General features: G+C 61.8%; 21 protein-coding genes. 13 read left to right on the top strand and 8 right to left on the bottom strand.

Features of this window, described 5'->3' with window-relative positions; translation table 11 throughout:
• Positions 1-34 precede the first annotated feature (34 nt).
• The 3 genes from rnd (at position 35) to BKX96_RS13375 (ending at position 2,511) form a co-directional block, all read left to right on the top strand.
• Positions 35-1,168 (top strand): ribonuclease D, encoded by a 1,134-nt coding sequence (gene rnd / locus BKX96_RS13385; protein ID WP_077184170.1) that lies wholly within the window; start codon positions 35-37, stop codon positions 1,166-1,168.
• A complete protein-coding gene (locus BKX96_RS13380) occupies positions 1,165-1,458 on the top strand; it encodes a YcgL domain-containing protein (RefSeq protein WP_077184168.1) in 294 nt (97 codons plus the stop codon). The genes rnd and BKX96_RS13380 overlap by 4 nt, the downstream gene beginning before the upstream one ends.
• 120 nt (positions 1,459-1,578) lie before the next feature.
• Positions 1,579-2,511, top strand: a complete 933-nt coding sequence (locus tag BKX96_RS13375) for a D-2-hydroxyacid dehydrogenase (protein ID WP_046816774.1) — start codon at positions 1,579-1,581, stop codon at positions 2,509-2,511.
• A gap of 124 nt (positions 2,512-2,635) precedes the next feature.
• Here BKX96_RS13375 and BKX96_RS13370 read toward each other — a convergent pair whose 3' ends face one another.
• A complete protein-coding gene (locus BKX96_RS13370) occupies positions 2,636-3,229 on the bottom strand; it encodes a nitroreductase family protein (RefSeq protein ID WP_077184167.1) in 594 nt (197 codons plus the stop codon).
• Positions 3,230-3,393: 164 nt separating this feature from the next.
• Here BKX96_RS13370 and BKX96_RS13365 point away from each other — a divergent pair, with 164 nt between their 5' ends.
• Positions 3,394-3,843: a YcgN family cysteine cluster protein gene (locus tag BKX96_RS13365; protein ID WP_020797823.1), complete on the top strand. Its 450-nt coding sequence runs from the start codon at positions 3,394-3,396 to the stop codon at positions 3,841-3,843.
• Positions 3,844-3,880: 37 nt separating this feature from the next.
• Positions 3,881-5,110 carry a hypothetical protein gene (locus BKX96_RS13360; RefSeq protein ID WP_077184165.1) on the top strand — a complete coding sequence of 410 codons (1,230 nt, stop codon included), beginning with the start codon at positions 3,881-3,883 and terminating at the stop codon, positions 5,108-5,110.
• Positions 5,111-5,229: 119 nt separating this feature from the next.
• Here the strand turns inward: BKX96_RS13360 and BKX96_RS13355 are convergent, their stop codons facing one another.
• The 4 genes from BKX96_RS13355 to BKX96_RS13340 form a co-directional block, all read right to left on the bottom strand.
• Positions 5,230-5,607, bottom strand: coding sequence for a YgaP family membrane protein (locus BKX96_RS13355; protein ID WP_046816777.1), 378 nt, complete (start codon positions 5,605-5,607; stop codon positions 5,230-5,232).
• Positions 5,608-5,687: 80 nt separating this feature from the next.
• The gene (locus BKX96_RS13350; RefSeq protein WP_046816778.1) at positions 5,688-6,158 is read right to left on the bottom strand and encodes an RNA methyltransferase; all 471 of its coding nucleotides are present in this window, start codon (positions 6,156-6,158) and stop codon (positions 5,688-5,690) included.
• 190 nt (positions 6,159-6,348) lie between these two features.
• On the bottom strand, positions 6,349-6,720 hold the full coding sequence (locus tag BKX96_RS13345) for a YajD family HNH nuclease (RefSeq protein WP_008034789.1): 372 nt from the start codon (positions 6,718-6,720) through the stop codon (positions 6,349-6,351).
• A 48-nt stretch (positions 6,721-6,768) separates the two neighbouring features.
• On the bottom strand, positions 6,769-7,455 hold the full coding sequence (locus tag BKX96_RS13340) for a spermidine synthase (RefSeq protein ID WP_077184163.1): 687 nt from the start codon (positions 7,453-7,455) through the stop codon (positions 6,769-6,771).
• Between the two features lie 94 nt (positions 7,456-7,549).
• On the opposite strand from BKX96_RS13340, the gene BKX96_RS13335 reads away from it, so the two are divergent.
• A complete protein-coding gene (locus BKX96_RS13335; RefSeq protein ID WP_046816780.1) occupies positions 7,550-7,840 on the top strand; it encodes a hypothetical protein in 291 nt (96 codons plus the stop codon).
• Here BKX96_RS13335 and BKX96_RS13330 read toward each other — a convergent pair.
• Both BKX96_RS13330 and BKX96_RS13325 read right to left on the bottom strand, forming a co-directional pair.
• Positions 7,837-8,310, bottom strand: a complete 474-nt coding sequence (locus BKX96_RS13330) for a cyclic nucleotide-binding domain-containing protein (protein ID WP_077184161.1) — start codon at positions 8,308-8,310, stop codon at positions 7,837-7,839. The two genes, BKX96_RS13335 and BKX96_RS13330, sit on opposite strands and share 4 nt — an antisense overlap.
• 175 nt (positions 8,311-8,485) lie before the next feature.
• Positions 8,486-10,540, bottom strand: coding sequence for a S9 family peptidase (locus tag BKX96_RS13325; protein ID WP_046816782.1), 2,055 nt, complete (start codon positions 10,538-10,540; stop codon positions 8,486-8,488).
• A 227-nt stretch (positions 10,541-10,767) separates the two neighbouring features.
• On the opposite strand from BKX96_RS13325, the gene BKX96_RS13320 reads away from it, so the two are divergent.
• The 3 genes from BKX96_RS13320 to BKX96_RS13310 are packed head-to-tail and all read left to right on the top strand — an operon-like array spanning position 10,768 to position 12,628.
• Entirely contained in the window at positions 10,768-11,265 is a 498-nt protein-coding gene (locus tag BKX96_RS13320) for a hypothetical protein (protein WP_046816783.1), read from the top strand.
• Positions 11,266-11,297: 32 nt separating this feature from the next.
• The gene (locus BKX96_RS13315) at positions 11,298-12,074 is read left to right on the top strand and encodes a class II glutamine amidotransferase (protein WP_077184159.1); all 777 of its coding nucleotides are present in this window, start codon (positions 11,298-11,300) and stop codon (positions 12,072-12,074) included.
• A gap of 11 nt (positions 12,075-12,085) precedes the next feature.
• Positions 12,086-12,628 (top strand): DUF2937 family protein, encoded by a 543-nt coding sequence (locus BKX96_RS13310; protein WP_077184157.1) that lies wholly within the window; start codon positions 12,086-12,088, stop codon positions 12,626-12,628.
• Between the two features lie 80 nt (positions 12,629-12,708).
• On the opposite strand, the gene BKX96_RS13305 is transcribed toward BKX96_RS13310, so the two are convergent.
• On the bottom strand, positions 12,709-13,623 hold the full coding sequence (locus tag BKX96_RS13305) for a LysR family transcriptional regulator (protein ID WP_046816786.1): 915 nt from the start codon (positions 13,621-13,623) through the stop codon (positions 12,709-12,711).
• A gap of 147 nt (positions 13,624-13,770) precedes the next feature.
• Here BKX96_RS13305 and BKX96_RS13300 point away from each other — a divergent pair, with 147 nt between their 5' ends.
• From BKX96_RS13300 to BKX96_RS13285, 4 genes are all read left to right on the top strand, one after another.
• Entirely contained in the window at positions 13,771-15,057 is a 1,287-nt protein-coding gene (locus tag BKX96_RS13300; protein WP_077184155.1) for an MFS transporter, read from the top strand.
• A 74-nt stretch (positions 15,058-15,131) separates the two neighbouring features.
• Positions 15,132-15,884, top strand: a complete 753-nt coding sequence (locus BKX96_RS13295; protein WP_046816788.1) for a 5-oxoprolinase subunit PxpA — start codon at positions 15,132-15,134, stop codon at positions 15,882-15,884.
• Positions 15,881-16,585, top strand: coding sequence for a 5-oxoprolinase subunit B family protein (locus BKX96_RS13290; protein ID WP_046816789.1), 705 nt, complete (start codon positions 15,881-15,883; stop codon positions 16,583-16,585). The genes BKX96_RS13295 and BKX96_RS13290 overlap by 4 nt, the downstream gene beginning before the upstream one ends.
• Positions 16,582-17,508: a 5-oxoprolinase subunit C family protein gene (locus tag BKX96_RS13285; RefSeq protein ID WP_077184152.1), complete on the top strand. Its 927-nt coding sequence runs from the start codon at positions 16,582-16,584 to the stop codon at positions 17,506-17,508. The genes BKX96_RS13290 and BKX96_RS13285 overlap by 4 nt, the downstream gene beginning before the upstream one ends.
• Positions 17,509-17,550 lie beyond the last annotated feature (42 nt).

The following is a 17,550-nucleotide window of genomic DNA, read 5'->3' as shown; positions in this document are numbered from 1 at the left end:
ATATACTGCGCGCCATTCTTCAAGGGAGAGCCGTGTGGCCATCGATATTCACTGGATTCGCGACAACGATAGCCTCGGTCGGTTTTGCACCGAGTGGCAGCAACTGCCGTTCGTTGCCCTCGACACCGAATTCATGCGGGTCGACACCTTCTACCCGATCGCGGGCCTGCTGCAGGTCGGCGATGGCGAACGTGCCTACCTGATCGATCCTCTGACCATCGACAACTGGCAGCCCCTGGCCGCGTTGCTGGAAAATCCGGCCGTGATCAAGGTTGTCCATGCGTGCAGCGAAGACCTCGAAGTCCTGCTGCGCCTGACCGGTAGCCTGCCGGCACCGCTGTTCGACACGCAACTGGCCGCCGCTTACCTCAACCTGGGCTTCTCCATGGGCTATTCGCGGCTGGTGCAGGAAGTGCTGGGCATCGACCTGCCCAAGGGCGAAACCCGTTCCGACTGGCTGCAACGTCCGCTTTCCGAAACCCAGATCAGCTACGCCGCCGAAGACGCCGTGCACCTGGCGGAAGTCTTCGTCAAGTTGCGCCCGCAACTCTCGGACGAAAAATACGCCTGGGTCCTGGAAGACGGAGCGGAGTTGGTGGCCAACCTGCGCCGTGAAATCGACCCGTACGAGGTCTATCGCGACGCCAAGCTGGCCTGGAAGCTGTCCCGCGCGCAACTCGCCGTATTGCGTGAACTCTGCGCCTGGCGCGAGCAAGAGGCGCGAGCCCGTGACCTGCCGCGCAACCGCATCATCCGCGAGCATTCGCTGTGGCCGCTGGCGCGCACGCAGCCGGACAACCTCGGCGCATTGGCGAAAATCGAAGACATGCACCCGCGCACCGTGCGTCAGGACGGTGAGTTTCTGCTTGATCTGATCAAGCGCTCTGGCAGTGTGTCGCCCGAGCAATGGCCGCCCGCCGTGCCTGAGCCGTTGCCGGTGGACGCCGCCGCGCTGCTCAAGCGGCTCAAGGCCATCGGCCAGGCCGAGGCCGAGCGCCTGAACATCGCGCCGGAGGTGATGCTGCGCAAGAAAACCCTGGAAGCCTTGCTCAAGAGCGGCTTCCCCAATGGTCCCTACCAATTGCCTGATTCATTGCGTGGCTGGCGCCGCGAATTGATGGGCCAGGCGCTGCTCGACAGCCTGGCCACCGCCGGAGAACAGCCTTGAAACGTATTTGCTCCATCTACCGCAGTTCGAAGAAAAACGAGATGTACCTCTATGTGCTCAAGAGCGATGCCCTGGAGCGTGTACCGGAACCCTTGATGGCCGCCTTCGGCAAAGCTATCCACGCGTTCGACCTGGTATTGAGCCCCGAGCGCAAGCTGTCGCGCGAGGACATTACCGTGGTTCTTGAAAACCTCGAAAAGCAGGGTTATCACCTGCAAATGCCGCCAGCGGAAGAGGAATACATCGAACACTTGCCGGAAGAATTGTTGCGACGCAACGATCCCATGTGATCGACAGACAGGCTTTGTTCGAAGCCTCGATGGACACTTGAATGATTTTGGCGATGGCCGCAGCGACGGAGCAGGGCTCTGTCGGCGGCCGTCCGCACTGTTTTTCGAAAGGTTTGAAGCATGCGCGTCCTGATTGCTGAACACGATCACCCGGTGTACGCCCGACTGTTGCAAGAGGCGGCGCCTGAGGTGGAAGTCCTGACCAGCGGCGATTCCGCCGAACTGGCTCGTCTGGCCGCCGATTGCCCGGTCTGGCTTGGCCAACCCGACTTGCTGGCGACCCTGCTGCGTCAGGGCCATCAGCCGCAATGGCTGCAGTCCACCTGGGCGGGGATCACGCCGCTGCTGGCCGATGGCTTGCCCAGGCACTATCGCCTGACCCGCGCGGTGGGCATTTTCGGTCAGGTCATGGCTGAATACGTGCTTACCTACATGCTCGGCCACGAACGTGAAGTGCTGGCGCGGCTGGTCAGCCAGGTCGAGCGCAAATGGGACAGTCGTCACGGCCAGAGCCTGGCGGGGCGCAAGGTCTTGATCGTCGGCACCGGTGATATCGGGCAGACGGTGGCGCAGTTCCTCGTGCCTTTTGGTGTCCAGTTGTATGGCATCGCCAGTGAGGCCCGTGAGCAGTCACCCTTCATCGAAGTCGGTTCGCTGGCGGATCTGCCGCGCTTGGTCGGTGAAGCGGATTACGTGGTCAATCTGCTGCCAAATACCCCGAACACCCACGATATTTACGACGCGGCGTTGTTCAAGCAGTTCAAGCCGACCGGGTTGTTCATCAACGTCGGGCGCGGTGTTGCGGTGGTGGATGCGGATCTGGTGGAAGCCTTGAAGGAAGGGCATCTGGTGGGCGCCGTGATCGACGTCTGTCGCCAGGAGCCGCTGCCACAACGTCATCCATTCTGGACGGCTTTTGGCCTGCTGCTGACGGGCCACAGCTCGGCACCGACCTCGCCTTCGCTGATGGTGGATCTGTTTATCGAGAACCTGCGGGCGTATCAGGCGGGAGAGGCATTGCGCGGGGAAGTGGATTTCAATCGCGGATACTGAGTTGACGCTAAACCTGTAGGAGCCGAGCTTGCTCGCGAAGAGGCCATCACATTCAACATCATCGTTGACTGTGACACCGCTATCGCGAGCAAGCTCGGCTCCTACAGTAGATATGCGTTGTGGTTTAGAGGGTGAAGTCGCCTTCAGCCGCCAATTCGTTCAACGGACGCCGCGGGCTCGGCTCCTCACGGGCTTGCAGGTAGTCCGCCAGCGTTGCTTTATCCCCCAATTTACCCACTGCCACGGCCGCATGCAGGGCATAGCCCTCAGGGATGTTCAGCTCCTTGCGGGTCAGCTCCTGATCGAAACCGGCCATGCCGTGGGTGTGCCAGCCGCTGATGCTGGCTTGCAGCGCCAGGTGGCCCCAGGCGGAACCGGTGTCGAAGGTGTGCCACAGCGCCGGGGTTTCTTCGCTGGCGCCAGGCGCGGTGAAGGTGGTTTTCGAGATCACGATCACCAGTGCCGAGGCGTGTTGCGCCCAGCTGCGATTGAATTCGTTCAGCAGGCCCAGGTAACGCTCCCAGTTCGGCGTATCGCGACGCGCATAGAGAAATCGCCAAGGCTGCGAGTTGTAGGCCGACGGCGCCCAACGCGCGGCTTCGAAGAAGCTCAGCAGGGTCTCTTCAGGAATGCTTTCGCCGGTGAAGGCACGGGGCGACCAGCGATCGGTGAACTGAGGGTGAATGGCGTATTCGGCAATACGGGGATTTGCACTCATCAAGAGATTCCTTGCTACGTTTGAAAGTGGGAGCGACGCAAAACCCTACTTGGCGACGCAATAACTGACAAGCCCGTTCTACCGGCAGTCGCCAATGCTTGGCCCGCGGGGCTGCGGGCACTAGACTGGCGGCCTTTTCACCACCTGATGTCGATGCTCGAACCATGGCCGCCAAAGTAGAACCGTTCTGGATACGAAAAACCCTCGATCAACTCGATCAGCAGGAATGGGAATCGCTGTGCGACGGCTGTGGCCTGTGTTGCCTGCAAAAGCTCGAGGACGAAGACGACAACAGCGTCTATTACACACGCATTGCCTGCAAACTGCTGGACCTGAAAACCTGCCAGTGCAGCGACTACCCCAACCGTCGCGCCTCGGTGCCGGACTGCATCCAGCTCACACCGGGCAAGGCCGACGAGTTCAAATGGTTGCCACCGACCTGCGGCTATCGCCTGGTCAGCGAGGGCAAGGACCTGCCGCTGTGGCATCACCTGGTGTGCGGTGATCGCGATGCGGTGCACCACGAACGTATTTCCCAGTCCGGGCGCATGCTCGCCGAAGGCAGCGTGGCGGAAGAGGACTGGGAAGACCATCTGATTTTCCGCGCAGGTTAAAGCGCAGCGCAGGTCAAGGTTCCACCAAGGAGTGTGTATGGCTGTGGGATGGCGGCAGGCGCTGGTCATTGGGTTGTGCGCCCTGAGCTTGCCCGTGTGGGCGGCGAAGAAAGTCGATCTGGATTACCACGTGCGCCTGTTGCCGCAAAGCGACCAGGCTGAGGTGCGCCTGACCCTGGCCCAGGGCGCGGCGGTGCGCAGCCTGGATTTCGACCTCGGCGACGGCAGCCAATACAGCGATTTCAAGGCCGACGGCCAATGGCAGCTGACCGCAGGCAAGGCGGCCCGCGGGGTATGGCGCCCGACGGCCGAGAAGGCCAGCCTGACCTATCGGGTGAAGATCAGTCACGGGCGCAAGAACGGCAGCTTCGACACGCGCATGACTCCGACCTGGGCGTTGATGCGCGGTGACGATCTGGTGCCGCCGGCCAGGCTCGATCAGCAGGACGGCACCGAGTTGGTTTCACGCCTTGAATTCGAGTTGCCCAATGGTTGGCAAAGCGTCGAAACCGCCTGGCCGCGCATCGGCAAGCATAAATTTCGTATCGACAGCGTTTCCCGGCTGTTCGACCGACCCACGGGCTGGATGCTCGCCGGGCACCTGGGCAGTCGACGAACGCGCTTGGGCGAAACCGAAGTCACCGTCGCCTCGCCGCGCGGGCAAGGCATGCGGCGCATGGATGTGCTGACGCTGCTGACGTTTGTCTGGCCCCAGGTGCAGGCCGTGTTTCCTCGTCACCCGACCAAGTTGCTGATTGTCGGCGCCAACGATCCCATGTGGCGTGGCAGCCTGTCGGCGCACGAATCGATTTATCTGAATAGCCGCCTGCCGCTGGTCGGTGAAAATGGCAGGAGCCCGTTGGTTCGAGAGTTGGCCCAGGTGTTCGGGCGGATCAACGATCAGCAGCGCAGCGACTGGATCAGTGAAGGTTTCGCCGAGTACTACGCCATCGAACTGGTGCGCCGGGCCGGCGGCATGAGCGATGAGCGTTATGAGGATCTGCACGGGAAGCTGGTCAAGGACAGCCAGAAAGTCACCAGTTTGCGGGGCGAGCAGATCAACCCTGCGCAGGTCGCGAAGGCGGTGGTGTTGCTACAGGAACTGGATCGCGAGATTCGCCTGAAGACACGCAACAAGCGCTCGCTGGATGATGTGCTGCGCGGGGCGATGCACCTGGGGAGCATTGATACCAAGCAATTCGTACAGCTCAGTGAGAGCGTGCTTGGCGAGTCTTCCAAGGTATTGGATAGCGGGTTGCTTCGGTAATACCGCCCTCGCCAGCAGGCTAGCTCCCACAGGGGGCTTCTTTGTCGTGTGATAGCGAAGATCACTGTGGGAGCCAGCCTGCTGGCGATGAGGCCATAAGCCCTGGCGCAAACTCCGGATCAAACCCCGGTTTTAGGCGACTTCAGGGAATCATTGCCGGTAACGGTCGCGGTTTTGGTCGCCGCCTCGGCATTGGCTTTCAACCGATTCAACTCTTCACCTGCGCGCTGAATTTTCGCCCGCACGTTATTCATGTCCTGTCGGCTTTTTTCCAGCAGGCTTTTAGCCGAGCTGTGGCCGGTGATGCCACGGGCCAGGGCCACGCCGCCGATCGCCACTTGAATCAAGCCGAACAGGCCGCCGCGACGCAAACCTTTGCCGACCATGACCACGCCGCCAGCCAGTGAGCCGATGCGTTCCCAGCCATGCACATTCTGTTCGGAGGGGGTCTGGAATGGGGTGGATTCGATGCGCTCTACGCGTTTGAGTTCGCTCATGATCTGACTCCAGGCTTGAGTAATGGATAGATAAGCTGACTGCGGGTGCAGGCCACTTGTTCCATCGGATGTGCGCCGCTTCAGCGGAATTTTGGCCCCGAACGGGTGTTGAGGCCCTTGGCCATGCGGTCGTAGAGCACGACGTTGACCGTGGCGGCCAGGTTCATGCAGCCGGTGGTCGGGATGTAGACCACGTCTTCGCACCAGTCACGGATCTCTTTATCCAGCGAGCCGTCCTCCGGGCCGAAGATGTACAGCGCACGGTCCGGGTGAGTGTACTCCGGCAACGGGCGGGCGCCATCGACCAGTTCCACGGCAACGGGAACACAGTTGAGGGGCAGGATTTTCTTCAGGTCGTCGATGCCGATCAGCGGAATATCGTAGTGGACGCGCTTGGTATCGGTGACGAAGTCGGCGGCGCGTTCATAACGCTTGCCGGTGTAGAACACCGATGCCACGCCATAACAGCCAGCGGCGCGCATCACCGAACCGACATTCTCCGGTGATTTGGGGTTATACAAACCTATGCAGCTGTACCGTTTATCTGCCACGAGCGGGGTGCCTTTGGGAAAAAAGCGCGATTATACGGGGATTGGGTGGCAGCGGTCAGGTCACAGATTGGCGGTGCCTGGGCAATCGGTTTCGCGAGCAGGCTCGCTCCCACAGGGGATTTCCAGTGCAACAGAGATCCAATGTGGGAGCGAGCCTGCTCGCGAAGGGGCCAGTCTAGGCGCTGAAGATTCAGTCGTCCTTCTTCATCAACCCTGCCAACGCCGCAAACGGGTTGTGCGTCGCCTTGGCGATCTTCGGCGTGCTCAGCGAGCCTTCGCCGAAATACTGCTGGTCGGTATAACGCGAGTGTTCGTTATCGTGGCAGTACAGGCACAGCAATTCCCAGTTCGAACCGTCCTGGGGGTTGTTGTCGTGGTTGTGGTCGCGGTGGTGCACGGTCAGCTCGCTCAGGCGCTTGCCGGAGAATTCACGGGCGCAGCGGCCGCACACGTGCGGGTACATCTTCAGGGCCTTGTCGCGGTAGCCCATTTCCTTGTCGCGCTGGTTGTCGGCCAGGATGCGGTCCAGCTTCGAGGTGTTGGTCGGGGTGGACGAACTCATGGGTTCACCTTTGTTGAATGACTAATGACGGTATAAGCGCAGTTTAGCTCAGCCCTTGAGCTTCTCGGCAATCCAGATGGTGTGGCGGGTGCCCTTGTTGCCGTGGGCGAAGACCTGCACTTCCTCGGCCTTGAAACCGGCTTTTTTCAGTTTGTCGGAAAACTGCCGGTCTGCGCTGGCCGACCAGACCGCCAGCACGCCGTTTGGTCGCAGGGCCTTGGCGCAGGCGCTCAGGCCGCCGGCGGAGTAGAGCCAGCTGTTGGCCCGCTGGGTCAGGCCTTCGGGGCCGTTGTCGACATCGAGCATGATTGCGTCGAAACCTTGCGGCTCTGCCTGCAGGACCTTGGCCACGTCTTCCAGGCGGATCACGGTGCGCGGGTCTTGCAGGGGGTTGCCGGCTTTTTCGCCCAGCGGCCCACGGTTCCACTCTACGACGCCGGGCACCAGTTCGGCGACCACCACTTCAGCGGACTTGCCCAGGTGCTTGAGCGCGGAGGCGAGGGTGAAGCCCATGCCCAGGCCACCGATCAATACCCGCGAGTTCGGCCGTCCCGCGACCTTGCGGCAGGGGATCTCGGCCAAGGCATCCTCGGAGCCGTGCATGCGCGTATTCATCAGTTGTCCGCCGTCACCGCCCTGGATCTTGATGACGAAATCCTCGCCATACTCGAACAGGCACAGGGCCCCACCGTTCTCGGGAATAGGGGCGGTATCGAGTAGAACAAAACGTTTCATGAGGCTCACTTGAGGAAAATGGCAGCACAGGGGAAGGCAAAAGGGCGCAGTTGGGAGTAGCCTGCAAAAGACCACAAGGCCAACGGAGCCATTGATGAAGCGCACCATTCTAACGGCCATTGCCCTGACCGCGCTCTCGATAACTGCAGTGCAGGCCCAGCAACTGCAGACAACGCCGATCAGTCCCGCGCCAATGCCCGGTTCGCCAGGCACCGCAACGCCCACGCCGTATCCGCAGATCAGCCCTGCACCCCAGCCTAAAGTGGGTCCAGGCAGTAGCGGCCCACCCTTGGTGCCGATCGAGATGCCGAGCCCCCCGACCAAGGACCAGCCAGTGCCGGGGATCGAGCAGAACCCGCCGAAGGTCAAGCCGCCCGGCGGTTAAACCTGTTGCGCCAGCAGTTGCCCGTCGGCCATGCGCAAGCGTTTGGAGAGTGAGACGGCGAGGGCGCGGATGATTTTGGCAGCGATTTTCGGAGCCTCATTGAGCATCTTTTCCAGCGAATCCTTGCCCAGGTTGAGCAACTGGCAGTTGCTCGCGGCCACGCAACTGGCCGAACGGCGTTCGCCGTCGAGTACGGCCATTTCGCCGAACGAGCGACCGCTGCGCAGCGTCGCGATGGTCACCTGCTGGCCGTCGCTGGTGGTCTTCTGCACCGCCACCTGGCCGGTATGGATGATGCACATGAAGCTGCCGGCATCGCCCTCGTGGAAGATTTCTTCGCCTTGGGCAATGGTGCTGAGGCTGAAATAACCCGAGGCCGCGGCGAACTCCGCCGGCAGCAGCTGATTGAACAGGCCGCAGTCCATCAGCCAGTTGCGAATTTCGTTGTTCAGTAAGGTGGGTTCTGACATGTCGTGCGGTCCGGTAACCCTGTGGAAGCGGGCTTGCTGGCGAAGAGGCCAAAATACTCAACACAGAGGTTGACTGAAAAATCGCCTTCGCGAGCAAGCCCGCTCCCACAGGTGGGTCAGTGTTGTATCGGCTTGCGTTGTGCGCGATTAAGACCCGCGCACCCAGCCAAGTTCCTCAGGCAACCCCCAACACCTTGAACAAAAATGCATATTCGAGCGCTACGTCACGCAATCCCTGGTATCGACCGCTCATCCCGCCATGGCCGGCGCCCAGTTCGGTCTTGAGCAGCAATGGATTGTTATCGGTCTTGGTGGCGCGCAATTTCGCCACCCATTTGGCCGCTTCCCAATACTGCACGCGACTGTCGTTGTAGCCAGCGATCACCAGAGTCGGCGGATAGGCTTGCGCGGTGACGTTTTCGTAAGGCGCATAAGCCTTGATCCGATCATGCACGTGCGGCTCTTCAGGATTGCCCCACTCGTCGTATTCGGTAACGGTCAAGGGCAGCTCCGGGTCGAGCATGGTGTTGAGTACATCGACGAACGGCACTTCGGCGATCGCCGCGCCAAACAGCTGCGGCCGCTGATTAAGCACTGCCCCGATCAGCAGGCCGCCGGCGCTGCCCCCGCTGATCGCCAGTTGCGGCGCGGTGGTCAGGCCATTGGCGATCAGGTGTTCGGCGCAGGCAATGAAGTCGCTGAAGGTATTCTGCTTGTGCTCCTGCTTGCCGGCGCGATACCAGGCTTCGCCCAGTTCACCGCCGCCGCGAACGTGAGCGATGGCGAACGCCATGCCGCGATCGAGCAGGCTCAGGCGCGCGTGGGAGAACCACGGGTCGAGGCTTTCGCCATAGGCGCCGTAGCCGTACAGGTAAAGCGGAACCGGCTTGCCGAGTGCTTCGCGCTTGACCACCAGGCTGATCGGCACTTGCGTGCCATCGGGCGCCGTTGCCCACAAGCGCTGGCTGACGTAGGCGTCGGCGTCGAACGGGCCCAGCACCGGGGTTTGCTTGAGCACTTTCTGCTCGCCGCTGACCAGTTCCAGCTGGCGGATTTGCGCCGGACGGTTCAACGCTTCGTAGCGCAGGCGTATCCGCTCGCTGACGAATTCCAGGCTGTTCTGCACGTGCAGGCTGTAGGCTGCGTCCGGCAGTTGCACCCGATAGCTCGGCAGGTCCTGCGGGTGAACCTCGATCACCGGCAAACCGCCGACCCGCAGGCTCAGGGTCATGGCGCCCGCGTTCAGGCTCATGCCATCGATCATCACCGTGTCGCTATGGGGAATCAGGTTCTGCCAATCGGCTTCGGTCGGCGCCACGCCGGTATCGACGGCGGTGTACAAGGCAAAGTTGATGCCGTCGCGATTGGTCCGGATGAACCAGGTCCATTGGCCGTCGAGCGCGCCGTGGTCAACATCGTACTCATGGTTTTCCTGGCGGGGCGCCACGCAGGTAAAGGGCAGGTGCGGGAGGTTGGCGTCGAGCACCCAGGCTTCGCTGGTGGTCTTGCTGCCCACGGACAGCAGCAATTGCTGTTCGGAGCTCGAACGGTAGCAATGCATGAAGAAGCGGCCGTCCGTTTCATGGAACACTTCTTCGGCCGCCGTGCCATCCAGGCGGTACCGCAACAGCTTGTGCGGGCGGTGAGTGTCGTCCAGTTCGCCGAAAAACAGGGTCAGGCTGTCGTTGGCCCAGGTCATGCTGCCGTCGCAGTCCTGGAATTCCAGTTCACTGACGCGCCCGTCGGACAATTCCTTGACGAACAGCGTGTAGATCTCATCGCCAGTGGAATCGACGCTGTAGGCCAGGCGTTGATGATCGGGGCTGATGCTGAACGCGCCGAGGGAAAAGAAACCGCCTTTGGCCAGTTCGTTAGGGTCCAGCAGCAGTTGCTCCCGGCTTTCGTCGAGGACCAGGCTGTCGTCGACCGGGCGCGGGCAGCGGTAGTGACGGGCATACTCGTCGCCGGCCGTGGTGCGCGTGTAATACAGGTACGGTCCCCACGGCGAGGGCAGGGACAGGTCGGTTTCGAGAATCCGGCCCTTGATCTCCTCGAACAGGGTTTCACGCAACCCGGCCTGATCGGCGGTTTGCGCTTCCTGATAGCGGTTTTCAGCCTTGAGATAGTCGAGCACCGCTGCGCTGTCGCGCTCCTGCAGCCAGGCGTACGGGTCGGGTCCTTCGGCCTTGCGGGCGATCGGGGCGTCGGAAACGTTGGCGGATAGGGGCATGAAAGTCTCTCGAACAGTTTACTGAATAGGGGTTCACAACCTGTGGGAGCGGGCTTGCTCCGGGCGGCGCTCCGACGAAGGGGTCAGCAAATTCAACATCTCTGTTGACTGACACACCGCTTTCGCGAACAAGCCCGCTCCCACGGGGGTCGTGAGTTGCTGGCTGGATTTGGGCAGCCTGATGGACGAAAAGCCGTTATCATAAGCGCCTCTTTGCCTGCCTTGCCATGGACACCATGACCGAGAACGACTATCTGATCGCTTGGGGCCTCTACGCCTTTGCCGCCTTGGGCTGCCTGCTGGTGTGGATGCGCATCACCCGCTGGATGTGGCGCTGGCTGCGCGAACCCCTGCGTTTACTGGTGGCGGTGCTGCTGTTCAGCCCGACCATCATCGACCCGGTGAAGGAAAAAGTGGCCCCGGCCCTTGCCATCACCGCCCTTGACCTGTTGTTCAAGGTCGGCAACAACGCATGGCGGGCGATTTCCGACCTGTTGATGTACGCCATGATCGCTTTTGGTATCTACCTGGTGTTCGCGGGGGCGCGTTTCATGCTCGAACGCGGCGCCAAGGCCCGCCGGGAACAGGCCGCCGCGGCCCAGGCTGCTGCCCGCGCCGACGAGCCGGAAGAGGACCACCCTTTTGGCGGTGCCGGCGATGATCGCTACGGTCGTCCGCCTGTGCCGGGCAATCCCCAGCGGATGCGCGTCGAACCCCGTCTGTGACCGTGTCCCTGCCATGAAGCGAGAGTCCGAGCATGTGTGAGCTATTGGGCATGAGCGCCAATGTCCCGACCGATATCGTGTTCAGCTTCACCGGGCTGATGCAGCGCGGTGGGCGTACCGGTCCGCACCGTGACGGCTGGGGCATCGCTTTCTACGAAGGCCGGGGCTTGCGCCTGTTCCAGGACCCGGCGGCGAGCTGCGAGTCGGAAGTGGCTAACCTGGTGCAACGCTACCCGATCAAGAGCGAAGTGGTGATCGGGCATATCCGCCAGGCCAACGTCGGCAAGGTCTGCCTGTCCAATACCCATCCCTTCGTGCGCGAGTTGTGGGGCCGTAACTGGTGTTTTGCCCATAATGGCCAACTGGCGGATTTTCAGCCCACGGCCAGCTTCTACCGCCCCGTTGGCGATACCGACAGCGAAGCGGCGTTCTGTGACTTGCTCAACCGCGTGCGGGCGGCCTTTCCCGAGCCGGTGGAGGTTGAAGAACTGCTGCCGGACCTGGTCGCCGCCTGCGCCGAATACCGCAGCAGGGGCGTGTTCAATTGCCTGCTCAGCGATGGCGACTGGCTGTTCTGCTATTGCTCGACCAAGCTGGCGCAGATCACCCGTCGAGCCCCGTTCGGCCCGGCGCGCCTGAAGGACGTCGATGTGATCGTCGACTTCCAGGCCGAAACCACGCCCAATGACGTGGTCACGGTGATCGCCACCGAACCCTTGACCGAAAATGAAACCTGGACCCGCTACGAGCCAGGCCAATGGAGCCTGTGGCGACGCGGCGAATGCGTCAGCCAGGGCAGGACCGCATAAGGATCATCCCCATGTTGCTCAGTTATCTACGGCTGGTGTTGTTTGCGGCGGGCCTGTTGATCGGTGTCCAGGTGCCGGGGTTCATCAACGATTATGCCAAGCGGGTCGAAGCGCACCTGATTGAAGCGCAGTCCGGGTTGAGCGGGTTCCAGAACACGGCCAATCAGTTCTTCAAGGGCGACATGCAGGCCTTGGTCGCCCACTACCGCGCCAGTGAAGACCCGATCTTTCGCAGCGACGCCGACAGCCTGGGCAACCTGCTGACCCGCCAGGTGGCGCTGGACAAGCAGTTCCAGGCGATGCAGGGGCCGTGGTACATCCGCTTCCTGCAAGTGGTGCTGGCTGCGGACGCGGACATTCGCAAGGAAACCTGGAATGGCTACAGCTACCAGATCCTGCTGACCCCGGAGGCGATGATCTGGGGCATGAGCGGCGCGTTGCTGCTGTCGTTCGGGATCGAGTGCCTGTTCCGCCTGATCGACTGGGTGGTGTTGGGCGGCAAGCGTTTGCGTCAGAGCCGGCCGATCGAAGAGCGGGATTTGCGCGGTTTGTAGGAGCTGGCTTGCTAGCGAATCAAGCGATGCGGTGTGTCAGGCATTGCGCCTTCGCTGGCAAGCCAGCTCCTACAGGATCTTCAGCGATTCAAAACGATGTAGTCTTCACCCACCCGGCGCGCATACCCCTCCAGCACCTGCTGACACAACGCCACAATTTCCTCGACCCATTCCACGCCGACCCGCCACGACACCACCACTTGCAGGTCCGGTGGTCGCTGGTCGATGTCCAGCAAGGTCAATTCACCCCGCGCCAGTTCCTCGGCCACCAGTACCGGGGGCAATGCACCGATGCCGAAGCCGTCGCGCAGCAGGCGAGTGATCGCCGAGACCGAATTCACGCAGTTCAGCCGAGGCGCAATCACGCCATTGGCCTGCATCAGCGCGAGCACTTCCTGATGGGGATGGGAGTTTTTCGAGTAGGTAATGATCCGCTCATTGGCCAGGTCGGCGATGCCTGAGTAATCGCGGTTGTAGAGCGAGTTGCTGGCGACGATCCAGCCCATGGGGTGGCTGGCCAGTTCCAGGCTGCGCACGCTTTCCTGGCGCAGCAGGTCGGTTTGCAGGATCACATCGAGAAAGCCTTTTTGCAGCTGATCGCAGAGGTTCAGCGAGGTATCGGCCACCAGTTCGATTTCCACCAGCGGATAGTGATCGGTCATCTGCGCCACCAACGGGCTCAGCCAGGTGTGGATCACCGTGTCCATCACACCGATGCGCACGCGCCCGGCCTTGCAGGAACGGGTTTCGATCGACTGCTTGAGCGCTTGCATGGTGTCCATCATCTGCTCGGCGTATTCGAGCACTTTCAAGCCTTCGGGCGTCAGGCTCACACCCCGTGAATCGCGCAGGAACAGCTTTACCCCAAGCTCGCCTTCGAGCACGGCGATGCGGCTGGAAATCGACGCCTGGGTGGTGAAGAGCTTGTCGGCGGTGAGGCGGAAACTCTTGAGCCGGGCGACCCAGACGAAGGTCTCGAGAAACTTCAGGTTCATGTGATCAAGTTTTTCTTATGGCTAGGGCGGGTTTTTATTAGTTGGACGCAGAGCGCTGGCGCGTCCAAAAATCGGCACATCCGGTTCCCACGATAGGCGTCGTCGGGGCTCAGAACAATACCAATAAAATCAGCGCGGAGATTTGCCATGAGTGCGCCCGACACCACCGTCATTCCGAAAGCCACGGCTCGCCCGGGACCTTTCGACTGGTACCGCAACATCAATCAGCAGGAACGCCGCACCTTCTGGAGCTGCAAGATCGGCTATGGCCTGGATGGCATGGACACCCAGATGCTCAGCTTCGTGGTGCCGACCCTGATTGCCATGTGGGGCATCACCACTGGCCAGGCCGGGCTGATTCACACCAGCACGCTGATCGCTTCGGCCATCGGTGGCTGGGTGGCGGGAATTCTCTCCGACCGCATCGGTCGCGTGCGCACCTTGCAACTGACGGTGCTGTGGTTTGCCTTCTTCACCTTCCTTTGCGGTTTCGCCCAAAGCTACGAACAACTGCTGATTGCGCGGACCCTGATGGGCTTTGGTTTCGGCGGCGAGTGGACCGCCGGCGCTGTGCTGATCGGCGAAGTCATCCGCGCCCAGGACCGCGGCAAGGCCGTCGGCATGGTGCAATCGGGCTGGGCGCTGGGCTGGGGCCTGACCGCGATCCTGTATGCGCTGCTGTTCTCGATCATGCCGCCGGAAGACGCCTGGCGTGCGCTGTTCATTCTCGGCATCGTGCCGGCGATTTTCGTGATCTTCGTTCGCCGCCTGGTCAAGGACCCGGAAATCTACCGCGAAGCCAAGGCCAAACAGGAACCCAGCAACCCGTCGAAGTTCTACGAGATCTTCGCGCCCGGCATGCTCTTCACCACGATTCGCGCTTCGCTGCTGACCACCGGTGCGCTGGGTGGTTACTACGCCATCACCTCCTGGCTGCCGACCTTCCTGAAGAACGAACGCGGCTTGAGCGTACTCGGTACCGGCGGTTATCTGGCGATGGTGATCGTCGGTTCCTACGTTGGTTATGTCATCAGCGCTTATCTGACCGACATTCTCGGTCGCAAAAAGAACTTCATCCTGTTCGCTGTCGGTTCGTTCACCATTGTGCTGCTGTACACGCAAATGCCGGTCAGCAACGGTGTGATGCTGTGGCTGGGCTTTCCGCTGGGCTTCTTTGCCTCGGGCATCTTCAGTGGCATGGGTGCGTTCCTGACCGAGCTGTTCCCTACGCGCATTCGTGGTTCGGGCCAAGGCTTCTGCTACAACATCGGCCGGGCGCTGGCGGCGTTGTTCCCGCTGCTGATCGGCCTGCTCAGCCAGACGGTACCGCTGAGTGTCGGCATCGGTGCCTTTGCGGCGGTGTCCTACGGCGTGGTGATCCTCGCAGCCCTGAGCCTCCCGGAAACCCGTGGCAAGCAACTCGACGCCCAGTAACTGGTAACCTGCGGGGCGTGTCATACGGATATGTCCCACAGCTAAAAAGAATAATGCCTACAGGAGTGTTCAGCGTGAGCCGCCTGCTATTGAACTGCGACATTGGCGAAAGCTTTGGCAACTGGACCATGGGTCTGGACGCGGAAGTCATGCCCTTCATCGATTGCGCCAACATCGCCTGCGGCTTCCATGCCGGCGACCCGAGCATCATGCGTAAGACCGTCAGCCTGGCCCTCAGCCACGGTGTGCAGATCGGCGCCCACCCGGCCTATCAGGATCTGGTCGGTTTCGGCCGCCGTTCCATGGCCTATGCCACCCAGGAACTGCAGGACATCCTGCATTACCAGATCGGCGCCCTCGACGGCATCTGCCGGGCCCAGGGTGGGCGGGTCAGCTACGTCAAGCCCCATGGCGCGATGTACAACGACATGATGGCCAACCCGGCGCAACTACGCGCGGTGCTGCAGGCCGTGGCGTCCTATGACCGCAGCCTGCCGTTGATGCTGATGGCCACCCGTGATAACAGCGCCGCGCAGCAGTTGGGCGAGGAGTACGGTGTGACCCTGTGGTTCGAAGCCTTCGCCGACCGCGCCTACGATAGCGCCGGCAGGCTGGTGTCGCGGCAACTGCCAGGGGCAGTGCATCATGATCCGGAAACAATCATCGAGCAGGCGTTGATCATTGCCCGTGGCGACGACCTCACTGCCAGTGACGGCAGCGCCTTGCACCTGCAGGCCAATACCCTGTGCGTGCACGGCGACAACGCCAGTTCGGTGGCCGCCGTGCGACGCATTCGTGAAGCCCTGAATCAGCAGGGCGCGTCATGAAACTGCGGGTAGAAGTGGTCGCGCTCGATTGCCTGATGGTGCGTCTGTTCGATGAGATCGCCGAAGCCAACATGCCGTGGATGCTCGCAGCCAGCGAAAGTCTGCGAGCAGCGTTCGGTGAACAGCTGATCGACCTGGTGCCGTCCTACACGACCTTGATGGTGCATTACGACTTGACCCGCCTGAGCCCGGGCCAGGCCCGGGAATTGATTGCCGAAGCGTTGATCGACTTGTCGCCCAATGCGCGCACTCCCGGCAAGTGTCATGTGCTGCCGGTGTGGTATGACTTGAGTGTCGGGCCGGAATTGAGCTTGTTGTCGCAACGCAGTGGGTTGGCGGTCAAAGAGGTGATCCGCTGTCACAGCGCCCGCGAGTACCAGGTGTTCGCCCTGGGCTTCGCACCGGGGTTCGCGTTCATGGGCCTGGTGGAAGAAGTCCTCGCCGCCCCGCGCCTGGGCACGCCGCGCAAAAAAGTCGCCGCTGGCAGTGTCGGCATTGCTGAACGGCAGACGGCTGCCTATCCGGTGGTATCGCCAGGCGGCTGGAACCTGATCGGTCGCACCCCGGCCAAATTGTTCGACCGCAACCGCGATGGCTACAGCCTGATGCAACCGGGCGACACCGTGCGCTTCGAAGCGATCGGTCATGCCGAATTCATCAACCTGGGCGGTGACGACACGCCACTGGAGGCCCAGGCATGAGCCGACTGACGATTGAAGCAAGTACACCGCTGTGCCTGTTGCAAGACGCCGGTCGTTTTGGCGTGCGGCACCTGGGCGTGACCCAGGGGGGCGCGGCTGATTGGCGTTCGATGTCCTGGGCCAACTGGCTGCTGGGTAACGGGCTGGATGCGCCAGTGATCGAAATCACCCTCGGCGGGTTTACCGTAGTGGCCGAGGAAGAATGCGTGCTGGCCTTGGCCGGGGCGGATCTTGGCGCGCAGGTGGACGGCGAACCGCTGGCACCGTGGCGCAGCTTCAGGCTGCAAAAGGGGCAGCGTTTGCATTTCACCCAGCCATTGCTCGGTGCCCGTGCCTACCTGGCCGCGCCGGGAGGCTTCGATGCGCCGAAGGTGTTGGGCAGCAGCGCAACAGTGGTTCGTGAGGAGCTCGGCGGACTGGATGGCATGGGGCATGCGCTGGGCAAAGGGGCGAGCTTGAGCTATTCGGGCAACTCAGTGATGTTGTTGCGGGAGTTGACCGCAGACCAGCGGCCAAATCTGAATCTTGAGGCGCCGTTGGATCTGGTGCTCGGTGCGCAAATCGGTGAGTTCAGCGGGCAGAGTCTGTTCGATGCATTCAACAGCGCATGGAGCCTCGACAGTCGTGCTGATCGCATGGGCATTCGTCTGCTGGGCACGGCGTTGCAGTACCAGGGCAAGCCGATGATTTCCGAGGGCATTCCGTTGGGGGCGGTGCAGGTGCCGCCGGATGGACAGCCGATTGTGTTGCTCAATGATCGGCAGACCATTGGCGGTTATCCGCGATTGGGGGCGTTGACGCCGTTGGCGTTGGCGCGGTTGGCGCAGTGTCTGCCGGGGGCGCAGGTGCGGTTGCGGCCGGTGGTGCAGGAGGTGGCGCATCGCGAGCAGGTCGAGTATTTGCGCCGATTTACCCCACAATGATCGTTCCCACGCTCTGCGTGGGAATGCCGCCCGGGACGCTCC

It is taken from the genome of Pseudomonas putida (assembly GCF_001976065.1).
Lineage (GTDB): Bacteria > Pseudomonadota > Gammaproteobacteria > Pseudomonadales > Pseudomonadaceae > Aquipseudomonas > Aquipseudomonas serbica.
The sequence above is the reverse complement of the archived record's forward strand: the minus strand, read 5'-3'. Positions and strand labels throughout refer to the sequence as shown.

Excerpts from the sequence above, each read along its gene's own strand:
- BKX96_RS13335 (WP_046816780.1), top strand. The coding sequence starts at position 7,550 with ATGAAGCGCACCATTCTAACGGCCATTGCCCTGACCGCGCTCTCGATA.
- BKX96_RS13290 (WP_046816789.1), top strand. The coding sequence starts at position 15,881 with ATGAAACTGCGGGTAGAAGTGGTCGCGCTCGATTGCCTGATGGTGCGT.
- BKX96_RS13305 (WP_046816786.1), bottom strand. The coding sequence starts at position 13,623 with ATGAACCTGAAGTTTCTCGAGACCTTCGTCTGGGTCGCCCGGCTCAAG.
- BKX96_RS13315 (WP_077184159.1), top strand. The coding sequence starts at position 11,298 with ATGTGTGAGCTATTGGGCATGAGCGCCAATGTCCCGACCGATATCGTG.
- BKX96_RS13365 (WP_020797823.1), top strand. The coding sequence starts at position 3,394 with ATGGCCGCCAAAGTAGAACCGTTCTGGATACGAAAAACCCTCGATCAA.
- BKX96_RS13310 (WP_077184157.1), top strand. The coding sequence starts at position 12,086 with ATGTTGCTCAGTTATCTACGGCTGGTGTTGTTTGCGGCGGGCCTGTTG.
- BKX96_RS13340 (WP_077184163.1), bottom strand. The coding sequence starts at position 7,455 with ATGAAACGTTTTGTTCTACTCGATACCGCCCCTATTCCCGAGAACGGT.
- BKX96_RS13355 (WP_046816777.1), bottom strand. The coding sequence starts at position 5,607 with ATGAGCGAACTCAAACGCGTAGAGCGCATCGAATCCACCCCATTCCAG.
- BKX96_RS13360 (WP_077184165.1), top strand. The coding sequence starts at position 3,881 with ATGGCTGTGGGATGGCGGCAGGCGCTGGTCATTGGGTTGTGCGCCCTG.
- BKX96_RS13370 (WP_077184167.1), bottom strand. The coding sequence starts at position 3,229 with ATGAGTGCAAATCCCCGTATTGCCGAATACGCCATTCACCCTCAGTTC.
- BKX96_RS13325 (WP_046816782.1), bottom strand. The coding sequence starts at position 10,540 with ATGCCCCTATCCGCCAACGTTTCCGACGCCCCGATCGCCCGCAAGGCC.
- BKX96_RS13320 (WP_046816783.1), top strand. The coding sequence starts at position 10,768 with ATGGACACCATGACCGAGAACGACTATCTGATCGCTTGGGGCCTCTAC.
- BKX96_RS13345 (WP_008034789.1), bottom strand. The coding sequence starts at position 6,720 with ATGAGTTCGTCCACCCCGACCAACACCTCGAAGCTGGACCGCATCCTG.
- BKX96_RS13285 (WP_077184152.1), top strand. The coding sequence starts at position 16,582 with ATGAGCCGACTGACGATTGAAGCAAGTACACCGCTGTGCCTGTTGCAA.
- BKX96_RS13330 (WP_077184161.1), bottom strand. The coding sequence starts at position 8,310 with ATGTCAGAACCCACCTTACTGAACAACGAAATTCGCAACTGGCTGATG.
- BKX96_RS13300 (WP_077184155.1), top strand. The coding sequence starts at position 13,771 with ATGAGTGCGCCCGACACCACCGTCATTCCGAAAGCCACGGCTCGCCCG.
- BKX96_RS13375 (WP_046816774.1), top strand. The coding sequence starts at position 1,579 with ATGCGCGTCCTGATTGCTGAACACGATCACCCGGTGTACGCCCGACTG.